At 41.5% G+C, this 22,772-nt stretch carries 14 protein-coding genes; 1 reads left to right on the forward strand and 13 read right to left on the reverse strand.

Going from position 1 to position 22,772, the window contains the following annotated elements:
• Positions 1-6: 6 nt before the first annotated feature.
• The 11 genes from secA2 to miaA form a co-directional block, all read right to left on the reverse strand.
• Complete coding sequence (secA2, locus tag FQT28_RS07380; protein ID WP_143989839.1) at positions 7-2,394, reverse strand: accessory Sec system translocase SecA2; 2,388 nt, start codon at positions 2,392-2,394, stop codon at positions 7-9.
• Positions 2,384-3,418 carry an accessory Sec system protein Asp3 gene (gene asp3, locus FQT28_RS07385; RefSeq protein WP_143989840.1) on the reverse strand — a complete coding sequence of 345 codons (1,035 nt, stop codon included), beginning with the start codon at positions 3,416-3,418 and terminating at the stop codon, positions 2,384-2,386. The genes secA2 and asp3 overlap by 11 nt, the downstream gene beginning before the upstream one ends.
• On the reverse strand, positions 3,415-5,001 hold the full coding sequence (asp2, locus tag FQT28_RS07390) for an accessory Sec system protein Asp2 (RefSeq protein ID WP_143989841.1): 1,587 nt from the start codon (positions 4,999-5,001) through the stop codon (positions 3,415-3,417). Before asp2 ends, asp3 begins: the two co-directional genes overlap by 4 nt.
• Positions 4,988-6,586, reverse strand: coding sequence for an accessory Sec system protein Asp1 (gene asp1 / locus FQT28_RS07395; RefSeq protein WP_143989842.1), 1,599 nt, complete (start codon positions 6,584-6,586; stop codon positions 4,988-4,990). Before asp1 ends, asp2 begins: the two co-directional genes overlap by 14 nt.
• Positions 6,587-6,592: 6 nt before the next feature.
• Entirely contained in the window at positions 6,593-7,852 is a 1,260-nt protein-coding gene (locus FQT28_RS07400; RefSeq protein WP_143989843.1) for an accessory Sec system protein translocase subunit SecY2, read from the reverse strand.
• 677 nt (positions 7,853-8,529) lie between these two features.
• On the reverse strand, positions 8,530-15,771 hold the full coding sequence (gene bgaA / locus FQT28_RS07405; RefSeq protein WP_143989844.1) for an LPXTG-anchored adhesin/beta-galactosidase BgaA: 7,242 nt from the start codon (positions 15,769-15,771) through the stop codon (positions 8,530-8,532).
• A 248-nt stretch (positions 15,772-16,019) separates the two neighbouring features.
• A complete protein-coding gene (locus FQT28_RS07410; protein WP_143989845.1) occupies positions 16,020-16,775 on the reverse strand; it encodes an SDR family NAD(P)-dependent oxidoreductase in 756 nt (251 codons plus the stop codon).
• 21 nt (positions 16,776-16,796) lie between these two features.
• Positions 16,797-17,726: a ribonuclease Z gene (gene rnz, locus FQT28_RS07415; RefSeq protein ID WP_143989846.1), complete on the reverse strand. Its 930-nt coding sequence runs from the start codon at positions 17,724-17,726 to the stop codon at positions 16,797-16,799.
• A gap of 14 nt (positions 17,727-17,740) precedes the next feature.
• A complete protein-coding gene (locus tag FQT28_RS07420) occupies positions 17,741-18,364 on the reverse strand; it encodes a cystathionine beta-lyase (protein ID WP_143989847.1) in 624 nt (207 codons plus the stop codon).
• Positions 18,357-19,595, reverse strand: a complete 1,239-nt coding sequence (gene hflX, locus FQT28_RS07425; RefSeq protein ID WP_143989848.1) for a GTPase HflX — start codon at positions 19,593-19,595, stop codon at positions 18,357-18,359. The genes FQT28_RS07420 and hflX overlap by 8 nt, the downstream gene beginning before the upstream one ends.
• The gene (gene miaA / locus FQT28_RS07430) at positions 19,588-20,472 is read right to left on the reverse strand and encodes a tRNA (adenosine(37)-N6)-dimethylallyltransferase MiaA (RefSeq protein WP_143989849.1); all 885 of its coding nucleotides are present in this window, start codon (positions 20,470-20,472) and stop codon (positions 19,588-19,590) included. The genes hflX and miaA overlap by 8 nt, the downstream gene beginning before the upstream one ends.
• 120 nt (positions 20,473-20,592) lie before the next feature.
• Between miaA and FQT28_RS07435 the strand changes: the two genes are divergently transcribed.
• Complete coding sequence (locus FQT28_RS07435) at positions 20,593-20,763, forward strand: DUF3042 family protein (RefSeq protein ID WP_001051782.1); 171 nt, start codon at positions 20,593-20,595, stop codon at positions 20,761-20,763.
• A gap of 41 nt (positions 20,764-20,804) precedes the next feature.
• Here FQT28_RS07435 and FQT28_RS07440 read toward each other — a convergent pair whose 3' ends face one another.
• Together FQT28_RS07440 and FQT28_RS07445 are read right to left on the reverse strand one after the other, a co-directional pair.
• Positions 20,805-21,644: a thymidylate synthase gene (locus FQT28_RS07440; RefSeq protein WP_143989850.1), complete on the reverse strand. Its 840-nt coding sequence runs from the start codon at positions 21,642-21,644 to the stop codon at positions 20,805-20,807.
• A gap of 98 nt (positions 21,645-21,742) precedes the next feature.
• Positions 21,743-22,702 (reverse strand): ROK family glucokinase, encoded by a 960-nt coding sequence (locus tag FQT28_RS07445; protein WP_000078551.1) that lies wholly within the window; start codon positions 22,700-22,702, stop codon positions 21,743-21,745.
• Between the last annotated feature and the right edge of the window lie 70 nt (positions 22,703-22,772).

Genomic DNA, 22,772 nt, shown 5'->3' on the forward strand with positions numbered 1-22,772 from the left:
AAAGTATTAGCCAAAGAAAACTTCTAACTTCCCAGAAGGCTTAATATTAATGTAACTCAATGCCATATTTTTTATAATGTTTAGATTTATATCTGCATTCATTCTTTTGTATGATTTAAAAGCTTCTTTATGAAACTCAAAGACAGGATTTTTTTGGGCGTATCCTTGACTAGACACCAAACCTTGAAATTGCTGTAAATAGTCAACCTGCTCAACCCAACAGTCATCTATCGCTCTCAAAACAATAGTTCGTTGAAATTGATTGAACAACTCTGAATCCTTGATTTTATCTTTTTTCTGCTGGTATTCTGAAACAAGGAGGTCAGATAAAAACTTTTTAACTTGCCGTAAATCCGTGACATCTAGATCATCTGGAATATCCTCGCAGTAATAACTAATGTTATCCAAAACAAAGCGAAATAAATCCGCCCGCTCTTTAAACGGTGTTTTACTTGTATAAATGTCCACTGCATCCGATAGGATAGACAAGAAATAAGTCAAATCAAAGTCTGGATGAGCGATGAGCTTATTACGCTTATTGTAGATAATCTGTCGCTGAATACGGATACTTTCATCATATCGTTCCGTTGAACGTCTGGAAGCCGCTGATGAGTTATCACTATTCTTCTGAGCTTCTTCAACCGCATATCTAATACGACGAGAGGTCAAATGAACCTTTTGTTTTTCCTCTGGTTTTGCAATTTCTTTATGATAGTACTCACTAATCCATTTGCTACCAGACTTGGAAATAAGATCATCCTCAAGAGAAATAAAGAATTTGCTCAATCCTGGAGCGCCTTGTCGTCCAGCACGACCGCGAAGCTGCAAATCCACTCGCTCACTGGACATTCTCTCTGTTCCAACAACAGCGAGTCCACCCAACTCAGCAACCCCTTCTTCCAAGATAATGTCTGTTCCACGACCTGCCATTGATGTTGCTACTGTCACTGCAGAACGTCTACCAGCCAGTGCGATCATCTCAGCCTCTTTCGCTGCATTATGGGCGTTCAACACATTATGGGCGATTCCCTCTTGGAGTAAGAGCATAGAATAAATCTCAGACATTCCAACCGATCCTGTCGCAATTAAAACTGGCTGGCCTTTTTTATGTAATTTTTTGATATACTCCAACGAAGCATATAATTTTTGAGGAATCGTGAGATAGATTTCATCTGGATAATCAATTCGTAAATTAGGTTTTCGTGTAGGAACAACTACGACTCCCAAGTCGTAAACATCTCTGAACTCCTCCTCACAAACTTTACCAGTACCCGTCATTCCTGCTAATTTTGGAAACATTCTAAATAAATTTTGATAGGTAATAGAGGCCATCGAACGCGTTTCCAATGTGATTTTCACACGTTCTCTGGCTTCTAGCGCTTGGTGCAATCCTGATTGGAGTTTATTTCCTTCCAAGAGACGTCCTGTCGCCTCATCCATCAGTTTAACTTCGCCATTATCCACCGTGTACTGACGATCTTTTTCAAATAAGTGGTTAGCTCTCAAAGCTAGGTTAATTTGGCGAATGAGCTGGTAATTATCTGGATCATAGGCATTCTGAACGCGGAAATAAACCTCTGCTTCCTTTACTCCTTTTCTCGTCAACCATACAGACGTCCGAGTGGAGTCTAAATTAAAATCTTCCCCTTCCTTTAGAGTTTTTACAAACTCATCACACGAGAGAAAGAGGTTGGATTGAACCCGGGGAGAACCTGAAATAATTAGGGGCATCTGCGCACTATCTAGCAAAGCTGCATCTACTTCATCGACCAAACAAAAATAAAATTTTGGCAAAAACTTCTTTGCTTGAGATGTCGCCAAGTTTTCTTCTAGGTAATCAAACCCTAACGCACTATGTGTTGTATAGACAATATCACTCTTATAGATTTGTTGTTTTTGAGGAATTTTAAGTTTTTTTGCTGGATCCTCCGAGACACCCACTCCAACTGTCATTCCTAAAAATCGAAAAACGGGTGCCATTTGCTTGGCATCACGCGCCGCCAAATATTCATTGGCCGTGACTAAGATCGTACTTTTTTCCGTCAAGGCATTTAGGTATAAAGGAAGGATAGCTGTCAAGGTTTTTCCTTCCCCTGTTCTCATTTCTGCAATCTGATTGTCTTGCATAACCAAGGCTCCTAAAACCTGAACATCATAAGGATATAATCCTAATACACGCTTAGCCGCCTCACGAATGGTTGCATACGCTTCTGGCAAAATAGACTGCAAGCTTTCTCCTCCAGAAAGGCGTTCTTTAAACCATTTTGTCTGAGCTTGCAGTTTCTCATTTGACATAGCTGCATAACTATCAGATAGTTTGTTAACCTTCTCCAAAACCTTTTTGTAACGCATTAGTTTATAGGAGTTGGTCAAATTGAATCGTTTAGTTTTCATTCTTTTTCATCCACTCTTCAATCTTCTCCAAGTCAATCGCTTGAAGTAAAAATGACTTATCTAATAAATATTCAATGTTTGCTAGTTCACGTGGTCTAGTCTTCAAGTTCGCATATTCCTTAACTTTTGTCGGATTAAATTGCTGCAGCAATAATTCTTTAAAAATAGGCGGATTTACTCGATTACGATAACGTTCCAGCAAGCGTTGATAATCTAGTTCACTTAAAAACTCATCCGTCACAAGAGCGTATGAATTTCCAAATTGTTTGGAGTAATGCAGGGCCGCAATATTAGAAATCGCTCCGTAACCAACAAAAGCCACTTTTTCAAAAAGATGCTCTTGCGCTAATTCCTCAATCGTTTCAAGCAAGGTTTCGTAAAAACGTTCCTCCATGTATAGGAGCGCTTCCCTATAAGACGAATTAACAATCAATACATTTGAGAAATGTTCACGAACATGTTCTGGGATAAAACCTGTTCGATTGAGTTCGGGTTCAGTAAAGCAAACATACATCGTTTCTTTCTCGGAATCCTGATGAAGTAAATCAGATATCCAGTAGCGATCCACTGTATAATTCGCTAACTGCTCCTCAGCAACATAAATCCCTTCAAACAGGAAGCGATGACAACCCGAGCTGACTAACTGCACCTTGTAATATTGCGTACTATCTGGAACGCATATGCTCACTCTCTCTCCCTGTTTAATGATTTGATTCGAAATTTCTTCATCTCGAGCATCCATAAATTCAACTTTTAAGTATGTTGAATTTTCTGGGATGGTTTCTATATGACTGCCAAAGATATAGCTTTGCCCACGTTTCAATTCAGGAAGCTGACTCGTATTGCGTAAAGCCTGATAGTTTGCCCGTGAGTGCCATTCATGAATAACTGTCCCCGAAGGCATGAACTGGTTTTCATACAAAACATGACCACCGTCTAACAGTCTGACAGATGAACCGTATAGATACTGAGATACGCTTTGGATATCCCAATAAGCAAAATAGACTTCTTCCTTGTATCTCACGATTTAAACTCCCTTTCAAAACTATTCATTAATAGCGTTTTATATTGATTAAAGAACCATTCAACAATACCTTGTGTATCATCGTTGTGTCGTCCAGTCAACCCTTTACTGATAACGCTGACGCGGTAATCTCGCTGTCCTAACTCATCCAGCATATCAGGATAGGCAGACATATCATAGTCGTCTTGATACATATAGGAGATAATGAATTTTGTTTTTGAGAAATCAGCTGACTCAAAAGCCCTCCAAAAACGTTCGTTAAGCTTAGCTGTAGCTTCGCTTGATAACTCCCCTATTGTACGATGCACCAAATCCAGTGATGTTGGAAATCCTCCTGGACGAATAGTTGACTCATTTTCTGCCATATCTCCTAAGTTAACAAGAGGTTTTCCGACAATGACGGCATGAGGTTCCAACTTAGAACTATAGTAAAGGGCGCCAAAAGTTCCCATTGATAAACCTGACAAGGTCAGTTGTTCCTTCGTAAAACCAAGTTCATCTAAGCAGTTATGAACCACTTGGAGAAGTTTTTGTTCTAGCTCCTCCGATCCAAGATAGAAAGCGCCCCCCTCTGAACGCGGATCCCCTACCAGTAAGAATGGCGATCCCAAATTATTCATCATCCAGTATCCCTCGAATCCCTCTGCGGGACGGTACCCTGAAAAATAGATGTTCAACGGTGGTTTCAAATCTCCTGGATGGAAAAAATAAATCAGTTCTTCTCGATTTTTGTCGCTAATTCGTTTTCCTCCGACTAACAAGTCTCCATAACCTAGATGGGAGTCTCGATAGTGGCAGGGACCAAGTTTTACAATCCCTTGTCCCTTTGCTTGAATGCTGATACTCAAATAATACGAATCATTTACATCTAACGTCAGAGGCTGATCGAAACTCGTTTCATCATAAATCCATTCTTGCATGGGAGAATTTCCAGCAGGAAAACCTTTAACAACGTAGCGGATCGAACAACCTTCTGAAACTCTGAACTCAGGCCACAAATCTAAGGGCATCTCCCCACTCAGAAAAATATTATGTTGATATGTCGCAATGGTCTGATAATCCTCACCATATCGGCCACACAAACGAAGGTAGTTTGTCCCTTCATAACTGATTTGACCTTCAAAAGATGGTGCAGCGACTAGATGATTAACACTTAGTTTCGTTCCATTTTGTTTAGAGAAAAAACCACGTGAAAATATATGTAGCATCTGCTCTGGATTTTCAAAATTTGTTTTCACGGCCTTTTTACGCAAAAGAAATCGTTCCAATGTTTTCGTAGTGATTCGACAACGCTCATGATAGAACAGACGGTAAACCTGAATTTTCTGATCCAAGATAGTGACATACTCTAAATATTCAGCGGTATCTACCAACACGACATCAAACGGTTTATCTACTTTTTTCTTCTTTTTTTTCCCGTTTTCCGCCTCAGTCTCAGCCTCTCTATTTAAGATCCCGATATCTTCTGGCAATAAAGAAACGATGTCTTCTGGTTTGACAAATGTCCATTTTATATTACTAGGAATTTCATATTGCTCCTGCCAATTTTCATCAGCAATTTGCAAAACACTAATTTTTTTCATTTCCTTTTAATTCCTTTATGGTATTTTTCCACATATCGACAATCTCACCCCTTGTGTACTGTTCAATCTTCTTGACTGAGTGAACTAGAGATTGATTCCAATGTTCTAAGTTTGTGAGGTAGTATAAGAGTGCCTCTTCAAAATCTGAAATATCCTCTAGAATCCAACCATTTTCTCCATGCTTCACATAAGAAGAACTATACAAGTTAACCTGAGGGATCCCTCCACTAATGCCAGCGATTTGAGTCAACACATCAGCCGGAGTCCCCAAATCTAGTATAATACGAACGTACTTCAGAACTTTAATCAAATCGCTGTTGCTATGAATAGTCTCAATATTAATCCGTTCACGAACAATCTCCTCTCCATCATCAAGAACTCGGTTCTCACCTCTCGCTCTTCTCTCTTTATCAACAAAAATCAAATCTTGTTCATATTCTGGCTTAAGTGATAGATAGCTTTCTAGTACCTGTTTTATATAGGCCTCTCGACCAAAATCCTGACTTTGTGTTCCGACCAGCAAGTCAATCCATTCATTTTTCAACATCATTTCAAACAAAGTCGTAAACACATATTGAATTTGATCTGCTGGTAGATTGTCGTAATTGACGTAAACAATTAACTCTTTTTTTCTTTGACTATGTCCTAAGTTTAGATGAGTATCATAAGGCGGAATCTCATAAAAGCCCGGCAACTGTTCTAGATCCATATTAGTTGCCATCGTTTCAATTTTATTTAAACTATCAACAACGAAGAACGGCGTGTCTGTCAAATCCGTTAACAACTGCTCTTGGTTTGTGATTGGATAGCGATCTCCAAAAAAAGACAAAATAACATGATGATTTTTCTTGATCTTTTGGAAAAAGTGATTGTGCTGCACATCTGACGAAATCACAATCGTATCATCCTTCGTTAACGTAGAAGTTAGATACTGATCTAATTTTTCATTGATCAATTCTTCAATATCTTGGTAAACTTCTTTTGCAAATGTAGCCTGTGCCTCAGGGTTGATAAGTACTTGATGATTTTCTGTGCCCAAAAATTCCCTAAACTGCCATGTACCTTGTAAATTTAAATAATCTTGGTAGTAAGGCTGATTATTTTCAAAATAGATGATACTTGAAACAAATCCACGATCATCAAAGATTAACTGATGATTTGTCTGCCCACCCTCAAAATAAGTAATATCAAAGAAATTACCTGTTTGTGAAAAATTAATTTTAGCATAGTGCTCTTGATTTAAATATACCTCAATCATAAAAGGAGTATAGAAGAATTCTACTCCTTGAGGCCACTTAATATCTTCTAGACGAATTTTACGTACAGATACATCCGTCAGGCCTTGTATAGTATCAAATAGATTCCATACAGTTTCTGGCAATATTCTTTGCTGATAAAGAAAGGTTCGAATATGTGGTGAATAGTTCAAAATCAGAGTGGTATTTGCCTCTCCTGATTGCTGAAACATTCGCAGCAAATTCACCGCATCATCAAACATCATATTTTTAGACACGTAATAGAAAGGCAGAGTGGTAGAGTACCATTTCCGATCTTGTCTATACCAAGATGGTACAAAGTAAAACATATCCCTCTATTCTCCTTTAAATTCTAATTCTTTGTGGTAGTAAGTCCCAATTCTCAAGATACGTATTTCTTCATGCAAAGGCAAGAGCATGCTGACTAAAATGATCAATGTACTTGGTATAGTCAAAAGCAAATTTGGAAGAGGTAGGAAGAAATTAATGAAATAGGGTAAACCAATAAAAACGATTAGGTAGAGTGCTCCTACGTTAGACTGCAAGGAAATGTAATGTTTCAAAACTTTTAAAGTTGCTTTCCCAGGCTGGATATAGTCTAGGTATTCCCCTTGACGTTGTAAACGTTTCGCTGTTTCTTCTGGTTCTAAGTTGATATAGGCAAATAAAATTGCAAGAAGATAGATAGCCAGCAAATAAAAGGCCAAACTTAGGGGTTTTGTAAAGTCAAATAAACTACCAAAATTTTTTGTAAAACCATGTCCAAACCAGTCTAATACCAACTGAAGCAACATAATAACACTCGAGGCATACATAATCGGCATTCCTCCTGAGGGAAGAAATTTGATAGGGAGGTAAGACTTACCATAGTAACGACTACTTAACATGACTCGATTTAGAGGCAAACGAATTTCAGCCCTCTCGCATACCACGGCAATATAGCCCAAGATCAAAAATGAGATCGCCGCACCTACTAGAAAGACCAGTCCTTCTTTAGACAAAACAGATTGTCCTATCAATACCACTAATTGGTTAGCAAATTGTAGCAGAATTCCTGAAATAATAATAATTGTCTGCCCGCCTACTCCCTTGCTAACATTCAAACCAGCCAACCAGATAATAACAAAGCTTCCTGCTACAACAGTTGCTAGTACAGCCATATTATAAATCCAATCATCTACAAGAAGCAAAAAGCGTCCATTTTCCGAACGAGCTGTGTACATAACAGCTATCCCCTGTAACACTGAAAAAATCAAAGTGAGAATTTTTTGGACAAAATCCGCTTTTTTCAATGACCAGGACTGGATATTCCAACTTTTATTCAAGTTGATAACCTGCCAGACAATCATCGTCGTAATCCATGGACCTAATCCCAGTGAAAACATGGAAATCTTAGAGACATCTACTCCTGCTAAGGAATACAAATAGGCCAAGGGATTTTGCTCAGTTATTTGTGAAAAACCTGTATTGCCATTGTATCCTGGAAGTAAAATATGGCGACCAAGTATATAGATCGCAATGATCAAAATTGTAAAAATTGCTCTTCGGAAAAAAATACTTGTTCGTTTCTGTTTCTTAAGACCGAAATGTTTCATCTGTCATCCTTTATTCTTTATATTTAGCAAGTCTTGCGATCATTTTCTAGCAATGTTCATTCACCATCGTAACAGCAAGACAACCCAAGAAAACAGGCTCATCCCACTGATAATCAAGATAGGATTAACTGGCTTACCATGATATTTCACCTACGAAATACAGGAGCACCTCATGAGTGTAAATCTACTTGGAGCTTCTCTTCTATCCTTGAATATTTTCATGTGAGAACACCTGTTCTTCCATTTTTTCTATTTGAACATTATCAAATGCATAAACGGATTTACTTAATCCTTAAAATTTTTATAAGTATATCAACTCTGTCACCATGATTAACATCTAAAAAATCATTCCCATACCAAATCTCTGGAAGGTAAGGAATTTTACGCTTTCTCATCTGATCATGATCCTTCGAAAGTTGAATGGATTTTATCCGATTTTTCTCATTAAAAAATCATTTATAAAAATTACCAGTGCCTACTATTGTAGCATATTTATCAATTATTTTCAAACACGACCTCTCTTTTTATAAGTGTGAAGGGCACTTTATGAATTTTGAACAAAATCCATTTGGAATAGTATTGACTATTCTAAGCATTTGTTTACTATTACAACTCAGACGAAAAAGACCAGAGCGTCACTATGGCCTTTTCCTGTTCAATTTAGCTTGTAACTAAACTTAATCTTCTTTTTTGCGAGTAGTAGCTGCAAGTCCTGCACCTAAGCCCAAGAGAGCCAATCCTGCTGCTAAAGCTGACACCTGAGACTCACTTCCTGTATTTGGAAGGTGACCTTTTTCAGTTTGTATCGCTTTTTCTTCTTGAGATTGTACTCCTGTTTGAGCCAGTTGGTGCGCATCTGGATTGACAGGAACTTGTGGATTTGGTCCTTCTTGTGCTACAGCAGTTCCCACTTCCACGATACGATCCTGCGATGCTAGCTTATCAAAGGTTTCCTTTAGAGTGCGTTTCCCATTGTCCACTTCGATGAGATGAACACGAACGCCTTTTTGGCCTTCTTGAATAACACGAGTTTGCCCCACTGGAAGTTTATCGTTCTTACGTTCTTGAACTTGGAAATCAACTTCCTCTTCTTCCACTAGGAGCTCTGGCTTGTGATGAACCAAATCTTTGACACCATCAAGCGGTTGAGCCGTACCACGTTTAGTTCCTACTTCCACGATACGATCTAGCGCAACTATCTTATCAAAGGTTTCTTTCGATGTACGCTTACCGTTTTCGACTTCTACTAGGTGGACACGAACACCTTTTTGACCTTCTTGAAGAACACGACTTTCACCCACATAAAGTTTGTCAGTCTTACGTTCTTGAACTTTGAAATCAATTGCCTCTTCTTCAACCAGAAGTTCTGGTTTTTCATGAACCAAATCTTTGACACCATCAAGTGGTTGAGCCGTACCACGTTTAGTTCCAACGAGAAGAACCCGGTTAACAGGAGCCTGAAGCACTTCACGGAGTTTCTCTTCACGAGTTCCGTCTGGACTAACAGATGTAAGAATGCGTTCCTTACCAACTTGTCCTTCTTGTTCTACACGGCTTTCACCAACATATAGACTTGAATCTTCTTTTTCTACAGTCTGGAAGGCAAGTTCTTTTTCGACAACCTCAAGACTTGGATTCTCTTCTTGAATAGCAGGGGCTGTTTTCTCAGAAACCGGTTTTTCCTTGGTCAACTGGATACGGTATTCCTTGACTTGTTTTCCACTTTCTGAAACAAGGCGAACAAGTACCGGAAGGCTATCATCGCCACTATCTACAACTGTTGAAGCTACTTGATTGCTTTCTTGAACGGTCACTTTTGGACGTTGACCTTTATAGGTAATTTGGTAGTTTTGACGATCTTCAGCGAAATCAGGAAGTGCTTTTCCATCTACAAGAATCTTCGATGCAGTGCTTTCTTGAGGCAATTCGCTTGGTGCAAGGAAGGTCATCTCAATCATCGCAACACCGCTCTTGTCTGCTTTACGCTCCATACGCCATCTCATAGCTTTGGCTTTCACAGCTTTAAATGTTACGTTGATTTCATCACCAGCTTCAATGTCTTTATCCGCACGATAAGGAACAGCTTCCCAGTTATCTGGATTGTTGAATGGATGGCCTGATTCGTAGGCTTGGTAGTTTGAATAGTAGGTAGGCACTTCAAAGTCTGGACCAATATAGCGTTCCAAAACAAGTTTAGATGGCGCATCCGTACCACTATCTGCAAAGAAGTGAAGTTTGGCTTGCGCAACAGTCCGTTCTACAATCTTACCATTTTCACGGAAAATCACACCTGCTGATACTTCTGGATTAGAAGATGGTGTTGGAGACCAGTTTGTCCAACGACGATTTTCATTGTGATCTCCATCATTGATATAGTCTACACGGTCATGTGAACTTGGATCAATATCATTGGTTGCAGAAGCAAAGGCTTGGTTACTGTTTTCATCATAGTTAGGGTTGTTTGAGAGAGCCTCACCAAGTTTGTCCGTCACTCGTACAGTAAACTCCGCAACGAGGTCACTACCAAGGACACGACCTCGAACAGTGAATTGACCTGCTTTAGTCATATTTTCTGCTGGAACTTCTTCCCATTCCACTGCCAAGTCTTTTGTTTCGTAGCCGTCTTTACCTGTGAAGTAAACAGGAACCTTCGTTGGCAATTCAAGTGGTTGCCCTACTTGTACCAAGCGAGCTTGTTTGGCCGCGGCAACTGGTTTACGAGAGAGCAAGTCTTTATTGCTTGTAAAGTATAGACGGTATTCTCCTAGGATGTCGCCATTTTCAGCTTTCGCGATAACACGAACTGGCTCACCTTCACGAACACTTGAAACGACGGTAGCGAGACCATTGTTGCTAACACTTGCTGTTACTGCAGGAACTTTTCCATCTACAGACTCAAGGTAGTAGTCAGTCAAATCAGGGTTAAAGTTTGCTAAGTCTTTACCGTCAACTTGGATTCTTGTTTGTCCTTGTTTAGCTGCTGCGACTTGTTTCGCAAAGATTTGTACTTCTGTGATAGAAGTTCCGCGCTTGTTATCTGCTTTCACCATGCGAATGCGCACAGCATAGGTTTCAACTTTATCAAAGCTAAAGTGATTCATTTCTCCAGCCTTGAGTTGAGCTGGGGCTTTTAGATTGGTAACTGGTTTCCAGTTGGCTGGATCGTTAAATACATGGTTTTCCTCACCTACAAAGCTAGGGTTTTTAGGTGCTGTTGGAACAGTCTTACCAACATAATACTCAATCACATAAGACTTCGGTGCACCAACTCCATGATCTTCGTGGAATCCGACACTTAGATTATCAACTGAACGTTTGCTCAAGATACCTGAATCTCCAAATAGAACACCAACTGAAGCTTCTGGATTACTACGATTCCAGTTCGTCCAACGATTGGCTGGTCGGTCATTAAAGGAAATCAATTTATCGTTGACGTTTGAAACAGGGTCGCTCGGATTTGAGTCTGAAGCAAAGGCCAGTGGCAATTCTGAACCAGTCCATTGGTCAGAAATATTTGCTCCCTTCTCAGTTTGAGCAGATACGCGAACATGAAGTTTGGTGGTTAATTGCGAACCTTCTAGGCGACCATTAACTGTAAAGACACCTTCCTTGGCGTATTGGTCTGGATCAATCGCGTCCCAAGTAACCTTAGCAGATGAAACGTGACCATTTGAATCGTAGGTACGAACACTTTCTGGTAATTGCGGCGCTTCTGCGATTGGTGTTGTCACACTGACTTCTTCAACCGAAACGATACCTTCTACAGAGACTTTAGCACGCGCTTCAAGGTCAAGGCCTTCAACTTTACCTAGCACTTCAAAGGTTTGATAATGGTCTAGTTTTTCTTTTGGAATAGCTTGCCATGTGACTTTATGAGTTTTAGGGAAACCTTTGTCATACTCAACAGTTACTGTTGATGGAAGAGTAGGTTCTTGATGCAAGTCTGTTACTACGTTTACTGGACGGATAGATTGGGCAACCTTCTTCTCAGTGTTGGCTTGGATAGTGAGTTCAACTTGACCTTTAGCCCCCTCATATTCTGCTTTGAGTGTGACTGTTCCTGGTTTATGTAACTCAAGCATTCCTTTACGAACTGCGACTTCCCCTTCACCGCTTGTAGAGAAGGTCACTTTATCTGCTGGTAAAACTGCTTGTGTTCCGTCTTGATAGTGTGCAAGGACAGACAATTTGACTATTTGGTCTTCTTTGAGAGCATCAGCTTTCTCCACTTGTAGGCTCAAATGGTCAATTTTTGGTGCTTCTTCAAGGAATTGAATTGCATAGGTTTGAAGCGGACCACCATCTTTTGGTTGAACATAGATGCTTGCACGCATACCGTTTGCTGCACTTGCTTGAAGGACTGTAACAGTTGCATTTTCAGCACTTGCTGTGACCTCTGGCAATTGAGCTCCATAAGCAAGAGTGCGGTATTGCATTGGATGTTGACTAGTAAGGTCTGTAACAGCTTCACCACCAACACTTACAGTTGGCACTACAGGTGCTGCAGGATTGCCTTCTTCTACTACAAGAGTAGCATGTACGATTTCCCCTCCTAATTGACCAGTCATTTGAATACGTGATCCTGCTACTGAAAGTTTGGCTTTATCTGCTTCCGCAATCTCCCACTTATCCACTTCGTATTCTTGTACGCTTCCATCCGTAACAGCAATAGAAACGTATTTGTCAACAGCATTCAAATCTGTTCCTGGGGCAACACGTTTAACTGTTGGTAGTTCTTTCGCAATTGCTAGAACCTCAACACGAGCCTCTACTTCACGTCCGTCTGCCATGCCTTTAACTGTCACAACTCCAGCTTGGCTCACATCAACTGAAGACCAGGTTACTGGACGTTTTTCACGACTGCCATCACTGTAGACAAAAGCGACGGTCTTCGGCATTTTTGGTTCTTTCTCGATAACAGTACGTACTTTTGGTACCTCTGTTCCTAGAACTGTCTTTTCTTGTCCTTCTTTCTTACCAGTAAAGACTGTTACTTGACCAGATTTCAAGAGATCCGAATGAGCTGTCAGCGTGAATTTACCTGCTTGTTCAGTTGATTTGACAATGGCAACACCTTTACCGTTAAAGGCTCTGCGAATCCAAGAACCGTCTGGTTGCGCCTTGTAGCGTTCACGACTGGCTTGTTCCCCATTATCGACACCGACCAGTTGACCTTGTCCATGCAATTGGAAACGAACCAAATTATTGGCAGTTGGTACCACATTTCCTTCACTATCTACGATTTCGTAGTAGATGTAGGTTAAGTCTTTTCCATCTGCTGCGATTGCGTGTTCTTCCTTGACGAGGCGAACACCTGCAGGTTGGCCTGCAGTCGTGATCTTATCACGGGCAATTTCTTTTCCAGCTTCATCGCGGGCTACAGCTTCCAAGGTACCTGGTTGGTACGCAACCTTCCACTCAAGATAGAGTTCCTTAGCATTGGCACCTTCTTGGTAGGTACGGCCATCACTAGTTTGTTTTTTGTTGAACTTCTTAACTCCAAGAGATTGACCATTTAAGAACAATTCTACGCTTGCAGCGTTTGAGTAAGCACGAACTGGGATTTTTCCGTCTGCATCTTCGACTTTCGATGCCAATTCTCTATTTTCCCAGTTCCAGTGAGGAAGGAGGTGCACCATGGGTTTCTTCTTGGCAGAAACCCATTGGCTTTGGTAGAGATAGAAATCATGCTTCGGAATACCAGCTGTATCTACGATACCAAAGTAAGAACTCTTAACGGGAGTTTGGTTTTGATTGTGCCATGGCGTGGGCTCACCAATATAGTCCGTACCTGTCCAGATAAACTGTCCAGCATAGCCAGCATTGTCACGGTCAAAAGTCCATGAATCTGTTGCCGTTTTACCCCATCCAACTCGGTCATTACCATAGTCAGACTGTTCGTAGTTACGTTCAGGTCCGTTACTATGTTTCAATTCACTTTCAGGACGATAGTAGCTGCCGCGTGTACGGGTTGCTGAAGATGTTTCTGAACCATAAATCAACCAGTTTGGATGTTTCGCACGAAGTTTCTTGTAGTTGTCTTCTGAGTAGTTGAAACCAACCGCATCCAGTTCTTCGGCAATCTTCTCATGGCCACCACTGCCATCACCAAAGCGGAACTTATCTGCTCCCATGGTAACATAACGAGTCTTATCAACATCTTTGATCACTTTTACTAAGCGTTTAACCGTTGCAAGAGAGTGAGCATCACCGTTAGCTTCACCGATTTCATTCCCGATAGACCACATGAAGACAGCTGGGTTATTTTTGTCTCTTTCGACCATAGTACGAAGATCGTAGTCAGACCATTTTTCACCTTTTTTAGCTTCTGGGTGAGTGGCATCTTTTTCAAAGAAACGTCCGTAGTCATAAGGTTTCTTGCCATTATACCACGTATCAAAGGCTTCTTCCTGAACGAGCAAACCAAGTTCTGCTGCGATTTGCAAGGTCTGAGAACTTGCAGGGTTATGAGTTGTCCGGATAGCATTAACGCCCATCTCCTTCATTTGTTTGAGACGACGGTATTCTGCCTTATAGTTTTCTTCTGCTCCAAGCGCTCCGTGATCATGGTGCAAAGAAACACCATGGAATTTAATGCGTTCACCATTCAAAGAGAAACCTTCATTTGGAGTCCAATGATAGTAACGGTAACCAAACAAATCTTTCTTAGCGTCAACCAACTGACCGTCACGGTAAACACGCGTAACCAGTTCATACAAGGCAGGTTTGTCATTCAAAACTGTCCAGAGTTTTGGTTGTTCAACTTCTAAAATCGCATCTAGGCTTGTTGATTCATGTGCTTTCAAGGTACGGCTCGCTGTACGAACCACGCCTGTTACAGCCTGACCGCCACGTTCAACGATTTGATATTCTGCCACCAATTCATGGTCTTTATCATCTGTATTGACGATTTTGCTGGCTACATGAGTTTCAACCTTGCTATGTTGCTGTTGTTCTAGTTTTGGCGTTAAGATGGTTGTCCCATTTTTCTCAACATGAACCTTATCTGTCACTTGTAAGGTCACATCACGGTAGATACCACTACCTGAGTACCAACGGCTACTTGGTTGTTTGTTGACAGCATGGACAGCAATCACATTCTCACGACCATCTTTGTGAAGGTATTTGGTGATATCATATGAGAACTGGTTATAACCATTTGGATAATGCCCCACTAACTGGCCATTGACATAGACTTGAGAGTCCATGTAGACACCATCAAAGGTCACTCGAACATTTTTCTTGAGATCTTTTTCATCAAGTTTAAAAGTCTTGCGATACCAAGCTTCACCACCATTGAGCTGTCCACCCTCGTTTTGGGCAGGTGACTGATGGTCAAAATCGTTAAAGATACTCCAGTCATGTGGTAAATCCAATTTTTGCCATGTTGACACATCTGCATCTGGTTTCACAGCTTCTTTGGGGTTTGCGTTGAGCTTAAAGTGCCAATTTTGATTAAAATTCACTTTTCTGTCTTCAATCATTTGATTTACTTCTTCATTTGTCGCAGCTTTCAAATCTTCCTTGACAGGTTTTTCTTGACTTGAAACTTGAGATTCTACCTTTGGAGCAGTTTCTTCAGGTTTTAGAGATGCTTTCTCCTCTTTTGGAGCTACAGGTTCCTCTTCTTTCACCTCTGGTTTGCTTGCTTCAATTGGAGCAGCTTGACTCTGGTCGACACTTGCAGTATCCTTGTGCTCTGCTACGGCTTGATCTTCTTTTTCCTCCACTGCCGGACTTTCCTCTTTTGCTTGTTCCACAGTGTGGGCGATAGGAGTTTCATCCGCGAAAACTGGTGATTCTCCAATGACACTTCCTCCAAATAGAACCGCACAGGTTCCAATCATAACAGAGCAAGCGCCTACGGCAAACTTACGAATGCTGTAGACTCTTTTACGATTCCAATGGCCTTTTTCCATAAAATCCTCCTTTAGTAACCGCTTCCATTTCATTGTAAGCGTATTACTTTTTCATAGTCTTTTACTCTTATTTTATAAAATAATATAGGGAATTTCAATGCTCTAAATACAAAAAAACATAATTTTGATTGTTTTTTCTAAAATTTGTAGAGGATTTTAAAAATATGAATGTAGTTTTAAAACAAAATCAAACAATTTTTGACACTCAGTTAAATATTATAAAAAAGTTCCTTTTGTAAGGAACTTTTTTACTTATAATTAAAGATTCCCCCTGCCAACTTATCAGCTAGCTTGGAAAAGAGGGTATAAAACTTATGGGCTAGGTTCAACAAAACTGGGAGATTGAGTTCCCGTTTGTTTTTTCCTATGGTTTTGACAATCTTTCTAGCGACTGCATCTGGTTCTAAGAGAAAACGGTCAACCGACTTGAGGTAGCTGCCATCTGGGTCTGCCTGGTCAAAAAAGGCAGTACGAATCGGTCCTGGATTGACCGTCGTTAGATAGACACCATAGGGCATCAGTTCGAGGCGCAGAGCGTTTGAAAATCCAATCGCTGCAAACTTTGTCGCTGAGTAGAGACTGGACTTGCTAGTCGCTATCAAACCTGCCATGCTGACGATATTGATGATATGCCCTTTTCCCCTCTCCTTCATACGAGCCGCAAGACGACGAGACAGATTCATCAGAGCAAAGGTATTGACCTCAAACATCTGGTGAATGTCTTGATTAGAAATCTGATCAAAGTCTTCAAAAATTCCATAGCCAGCATTGTTGATTAAGACATCAATTTTACCATAACGGAGATAGAGGTCAGCTACCAGAGATTCTAGAACCGAGTCATCAGTAATATCGATTTCAATCAATTCTACATGGGGATGATTTCCATATAGCTCCGACAGTTTTTCCTTGTTTCTACCTAGTAAGATGAGTTGGTCATCTGGCAAGAGTTTGACCATTTCTTGGGCTAGGCCACCGCTAGCTCCTGTAATGAGAATAGTAGACATGCTTCGTCCTTTCAATAACTGCTAGATTTCCACTTCTTCCAAGTCTTTGACCACATGGACATTTTCAAAAACAGTAGTCGCATCTTTCTTGAGCTGGCTGATATCTTTTGAGAGGAAGCGGGCGCTGATATGATTGAGCAAGAGGCGCTTGGCACCGGCTTCTGCTGCTACTTGTGCTGCCTGCATATTGGTTGAGTGACCGTGATTGCGAGCAATTTTTTCATCTCCCTTGCCATAAGTCGACTCGTGAACCAAGACATCGGCGTTGACAGCTAGACGCACACTGGCATTGGTTTTTCGGGTGTCACCCAGAATAGTAATAATCTTACCAGGTCGAGGTGCTGAGATATAGTCTGCTGCCTTGATTTCAGTTCCGTCTTCGAGAACAACGTCCTGACCGTTTTTTATTTTTCCAAAAAGCGGGCCAAACGGAACACCAGCAGCCTTAAGTTTTTCAGCATCCAAGGTTCCTTCTAAGTCCTTTTGCATGACACGATAACCAACGCAGAAAATAGTGTGGTCCAGCTCCTCTGCATACACAGTGAATTTATCGGTCTCAAGGATTTTCCCTAGAGAATCTTGGTCAAACTCATGAAAATGAATGCGGTAAGGCAAGCGAGAACCTGACACACGAAGACTGGTTAAGACAAATGACTTGATCCCTTGAGGTCCATAGATGTCCAAATCTGTCTGCTCTTCATTAGCTTGAAAGGCACGGCTAGAGAGAAAACCTGGCAAGCCAAAGATGTGGTCTCCATGCAAGTGAGTGATAAAGATTTTGCTGACCTTCCGTGGTCGAATCGTGGTTTCCAGAATGCGATTTTGCGTTCCTTCTCCACAGTCAAAGAGCCAGACTTCGTTAATCTCGTCCAAGAGTTTCAGGGCGAGACTAGAGACGTTGCGGGCTTTAGAGGGCTGACCAGCCCCTGTTCCTAAAAATTGAATATCCATTCGATACTTTCTAATTAATCAATATATAACATGGCTGTGCGATTTTCCGATCGAAAATAGCGCTTGCCAGAAAAAGCAGCAGCTTCTTGCAGTAAATCCTCTTGGCTATACCCTTTGAGACGCTTGCGACCATCTGCTAAACTTTCCAAATCTGTCAAGACTGTGACACTTTCCACACTAACAACTTCCTCGTCCTCGACAGGCTTCATGTAAATCTTTCCAGACTCTTCAAAGACAAGTTGATGGGGGAAAATTTGCGCAATCTCAAAAAGTAAGTCATCCGAGATTTCCTCTTCATTTTCAGAGAAAATTCGCCCCAGGCCCTCACTCTCATAGCAAAACCCAAAGGATTTACCAGACAGATTAAGCCGAATAAAGGGCTTGTTTTCTGAGGTGAAACTAGGTTCAGTATTGTAAAGATTCAGTTCCTGACTGACTTCTGAAAAATAATCCGTCGCAGCTTCAGGACTCTTTTTCTGGTAGAGTTCAGCAAAGTAAGCATTCACTACACTAGGCGGGGGGGTGATAAGTGCCAACTGCTCTTGTTCTGTTTTGCCAGCTAGAAGCTGATCCAGATAGACCTTATCCAGACTTGTATAACCCCCATACTTTAGAGCCAAAGTTTTAATATCAGTCATAAAATTCCTCTAACCTCCATTTATTTTTCTCGGAAATGTAGCCTGTAATCACTTCTCCATCATCTTGGTAGTCACGTTCTTCAAGAATCGCCACACTTTCCAAATCATGAATCTTGTAGGACTTAGAAAAAGGCACCCGTAGAGTAAAGGCTTCAAAAATCTCCTTGATCTTCTCCAAAAACAATGCTTGCAACTGCTCACGACTATCCTCAGACTTGGCAGAAATGAGGGCATACGGCGTTTGGGTAGGCGTGAAATCCTCCACCAAATCCGCTTTATTATAAAGGGTCAGACGAGGAATATCCTCCATATCCAAGTCTTTCATAATAGACAGAACCGTTTTTTCATGCTCCTCGTGATAAGGATTGCTGGCATCAATGACATGAACTAGAAGATCCACATGCTTGCTTTCTTCCAAGGTTGACTTGAAACTGGACACCAATTCTGTTGGCAAATCCTGGATAAAGCCAACCGTATCAGTCAAGGTCACCTGAAGATTGCCCCCTAGATGGATGCTTTTAGTTGTCGCATCCAGAGTCGCAAACAGCTCGTCTGCTTCATACTGGGTCTTACTGGTCAAGGTGTTCATGATGGTTGACTTCCCAGCATTGGTGTAACCAATCAAACCAATCTTAAAGGTGCTTGACTCCAGACGTTTTTCTCTGACTGTCGCCCGATTTTTCTCAACCACTTTGAGCTGGCGCTCGATATCTGTGATTTGATTGCGAACACTACGACGGTTCAGTTCCAGCTGGCTTTCACCAGGCCCACGGGAACCAATTCCCCCTGCCTGGCGGCTGAGCATAATCCCCTGACCAACCAAGCGAGGCAAGAGATATTTGAGCTGGGCCAGGTGGACTTGGAGTTTACCTTCATGGCTTCGAGCCCGCATGGCAAAGATATCCAGAATCAACTGCATACGGTCAATAACCTTAACTCCCAGAACTTCTTCTAGATTGACATTTTGCCGTGGAGTCAAACGATTATTGACAATGACAGTAGTAATTTCTTCTGCATCTACCATCCGCGCGATCTCTTCCAACTTACCAGAACCAACGAAGGTCTTGGAGTCATACTTTTCACGTTTTTGCCTGTAGCTATCTATAACGACTGCCCCAGCTGTCTTAGCCAGACTGGCCAATTCTTCCATGGAGAGGTCAAAATTGTCCATTCCCTGCAGTTCTACACCAATGAGTAGGACCCGTTCCTCTTTTTTCTCCGTTTCAATCATCTAAAAACTCCTCTATCTGGCTTAAAATGCGGTCCTGCACTCCAGGCTCTCCTATCTGATAAAAGGTGACCTGCATGCGATTACGGAACCAGGTCAACTGACGCTTGGCAAAGCGACGAGTTGCCTGCTTGAGACTCTCGCTGGCTGCCTCCAAGGTCTGCTCCCCACGGAAATAAGGAAAGAGTTCCTTGTAGCCAATGCCTTTGGCTGCCTGCACATCTGGATAATGCTCAAAGAGCCACTTGGCCTCATCCAAAAGACCAGCCTCAAACATCAGATCTACTCGGCGGTTGATACGTTCATAAAGCTGACTGCGTTCATCGTCCAAGCAGATAATCAGTGGTTCATACAAAGTCTCTTGATTTTCCAAATCCTGACCAAAATGGGCAATCTCCAAGGCACGCATAGCACGACGACGGTTAAACTGGGGAATTTCAAGACCTGCTTGCTTCACGAGATGGGCTAATTCCTCATCTGAATAAGGCTCCAAGCTAGCCCGATAAGCTAAAATCTCCTCATGAGGTGTTTCTCCACCTAGATGGTATCCTTCCAGCAAGCTCTGGATATAAAGCCCTGTACCACCCGCGATAATAGCAAGCTTACCACGGTTATGAATATCCTCAATAGCCTTCTTAGCTTCTGAAACAAAATCAAAAGCCGAGTAAGACTCGGTCACCTCTCTGACATCAATCAAATGATGAGGAACAGCTGCTTGCTCCTCTGGGCTGGCCTTGGCCGTCCCAATATCCAACCCTCTGTATACTTGCTGACTGTCACCGCTGACCACCTCTCCACCAAAGCGCTTGGCTACTTCAATAGCAAGGGCTGTCTTACCAACAGCAGTCGGTCCAACAATCACAATTATTTTTGTTTTCATCTTTTTTCCTTGAAAAATTCCCATTTTTTCGTTACTATTATTATATCATAAAAAGGTCAGTCAGAAAAATGCTACCTCTTGAGGAGTCTGGCTGATCGGGAAGATAAAGGAGGAAGACTCATGGCTAAAGGATTCGCTAAAGGTCTTGTAACAGGTGTCGCAGGAACTGTCGCTGCCGTTGCAGGTGCAGTATACGCAATTAAAAAGAAAGTGATTGAGCCAGAAGAGCAAAAAGCAGCTTTCATCGAAGAAAACCGTAAAAAAGCAGCTCGCCGCCGCGTATCACATTAATATACAAAAGAAGTTGAGATTTCTCAACTTCTTTTTATTTCTTAAATAGCCAAATCAAACTTCAGCTGCGGCTTAACTGGATCATAGTCAACCAACTCAAAGTCTTCCGCTTTGATATCAAAGAAATTGGTCCCATCAGGAACATTTAAAACCAAGTGAGGTTGGCAGTTTGATGGCTCCCGACGAAGCAATTCCTCTGCTTGTTCAAATTGATTATCATAGATATGGAGGTTGTTGATAAAATAGAAAAACTTCCCAATCTTCCAGCCGAAATGCTTGGCAATCATCATCTGTAAGGCCACGTACTGCATGGCGTTAATGTGGTGGGCCACCAACATATCATTCGAACGCTGGGTCAAAGTCGCATCCAGATAGATTTCCCCATCAACACGACGGACATCAAACATGGTCTGAAAAGCGCATGGAAGGAGGCCGTCCGTCTCCTCAAAAGCCTGATAATCCCAGAGAGAGATGATATTGCGACGATTCCAAGGATTGGCTTCCAACTGCTTGAGAATCTTATTAATGATATCGTGTTTCTTAACGACTGCCCCATAGCGTTCACCAATGGTTCCCGTATATCCCACTTCCCAGTCATTCCAGTAGTGAACATTGTACTTGCTATTTAGCACTTCTAGACTATTAGACTGATCTTGGTAAATCCAGAGTACTTCCTTGATGGCAGATTTGATCGCAATGGGACGCAAGGTTGTGATGGGAAATTCCCCCTTAGCCAAGTCATACTCGGCAAATGCACCTGTTACATACTTGGAGTTGGCAACAGTTCCATCCTTGTACTTAGGACGTGCTTGTTCAGAAAAGACACCGTCTTTGAGGATTCGTTCAATATTCTCTTTAAAAATCGTATCTGCTTTTGTCATTTACTCTCACCTCATTTATAGTCTTAACTAGTATAGCATAAAAAAAGAAAGGAGGAAAATCACTGGCTTTAAAGTAGTGTTTTTCTCCTTTTATTATCTTATTGCAATACAAGTGATGCTGCTCCGATAACTCCAGCGTCATTTCCTAGAGTTGCAAGAGCCAATTTTGTGGATGTACGTACTTGAGGGAAGGTATTTTCATCATAAACCTTTTGCACGCCTTGGAGAAGGAATTCTCCCGCAGCTGACACCCCACCACCGATAACGATTGTTGAAGGGTTGAGGATTGAACCGATATTAGCACAAGCGATTCCCAAGTAACGTGAGAAGTTACGGTAAACGATCAAGGCAAGGTCGTCTCCTTCTTTTGCAAGGTCAAAGACAGTTTTAGCAGTTACTTCTTCACCATCGTCAATCAAACGTTTCAAGGCTGCATCACCTTCATACTCATCCGCATAACGACGAGTCAAGTTGACAATCCCTGTTGCTGAAGCAACTGTCTCCAAACAGCCTTTTTTACCACAGGTACATGCGATTGGTTGGTCAAAGTCAACAGTGATGTGGCCAAGCTCACCTGCTGCACCAGCAACACCGTGAAGCAATTTGCCTTCTGCCACGATACCGCCACCAACACCGGTACCAAGTGTCATAAAGACAACGTCTGGTTGGTTTTCACCAGCACCCATCCAGCGCTCACCAAGAGCAGCAACGTTGGCATCATTATCAATGAAGAATGGAATACCCAAGGCTTTTTCAATCTTTTCTTTAATCGGTTGAAGGGTTTTCCAGTTTAGATTGTAGGCACCGATAACAGTCCCTTTCTCACGGTCAACCACACCAGGTGATCCCATCCCAATCCCTCGGAAGTCTGTGGCTGACAATCCAAGCAAGTCCAAACGATGTTGAATAGACTCAATCATATCATCTACAATATGGCTTCCTTCATCCAAAATATTAGTCTTGATAGACCATTTTTCTTGGATTTCTCCCTCTTGAGTTAAAATTGCAAACTTGATAGATGTTCCACCAAGGTCAATCCCAATAATCTTTTGACTCATCGTCTTCTCCTTTTTAATTGAAAATGCTTACAGATATAGTATAACAAAATCGTCTCATTTGTGCAAAGGT

Source organism: Streptococcus oralis, from assembly GCF_901543815.1.
Taxonomy (GTDB): domain Bacteria; phylum Bacillota; class Bacilli; order Lactobacillales; family Streptococcaceae; genus Streptococcus; species Streptococcus oralis_CM.

Excerpts from the sequence above, each read along its gene's own strand:
- rnz (WP_143989846.1), bottom strand. The coding sequence starts at position 17,726 with ATGGATATTCAATTTTTAGGAACAGGGGCTGGTCAGCCCTCTAAAGCC.
- FQT28_RS07420 (WP_143989847.1), bottom strand. The coding sequence starts at position 18,364 with ATGACTGATATTAAAACTTTGGCTCTAAAGTATGGGGGTTATACAAGT.
- asp2 (WP_143989841.1), bottom strand. The coding sequence starts at position 5,001 with ATGAAAAAAATTAGTGTTTTGCAAATTGCTGATGAAAATTGGCAGGAG.
- hflX (WP_143989848.1), bottom strand. The coding sequence starts at position 19,595 with ATGATTGAAACGGAGAAAAAAGAGGAACGGGTCCTACTCATTGGTGTA.
- FQT28_RS07400 (WP_143989843.1), bottom strand. The coding sequence starts at position 7,852 with ATGAAACATTTCGGTCTTAAGAAACAGAAACGAACAAGTATTTTTTTC.
- FQT28_RS07435 (WP_001051782.1), top strand. The coding sequence starts at position 20,593 with ATGGCTAAAGGATTCGCTAAAGGTCTTGTAACAGGTGTCGCAGGAACT.
- miaA (WP_143989849.1), bottom strand. The coding sequence starts at position 20,472 with ATGAAAACAAAAATAATTGTGATTGTTGGACCGACTGCTGTTGGTAAG.
- FQT28_RS07440 (WP_143989850.1), bottom strand. The coding sequence starts at position 21,644 with ATGACAAAAGCAGATACGATTTTTAAAGAGAATATTGAACGAATCCTC.
- FQT28_RS07410 (WP_143989845.1), bottom strand. The coding sequence starts at position 16,775 with ATGTCTACTATTCTCATTACAGGAGCTAGCGGTGGCCTAGCCCAAGAA.
- FQT28_RS07445 (WP_000078551.1), bottom strand. The coding sequence starts at position 22,702 with ATGAGTCAAAAGATTATTGGGATTGACCTTGGTGGAACATCTATCAAG.
- secA2 (WP_143989839.1), bottom strand. The coding sequence starts at position 2,394 with ATGAAAACTAAACGATTCAATTTGACCAACTCCTATAAACTAATGCGT.
- asp1 (WP_143989842.1), bottom strand. The coding sequence starts at position 6,586 with ATGTTTTACTTTGTACCATCTTGGTATAGACAAGATCGGAAATGGTAC.
- bgaA (WP_143989844.1), bottom strand. The coding sequence starts at position 15,771 with ATGGAAAAAGGCCATTGGAATCGTAAAAGAGTCTACAGCATTCGTAAG.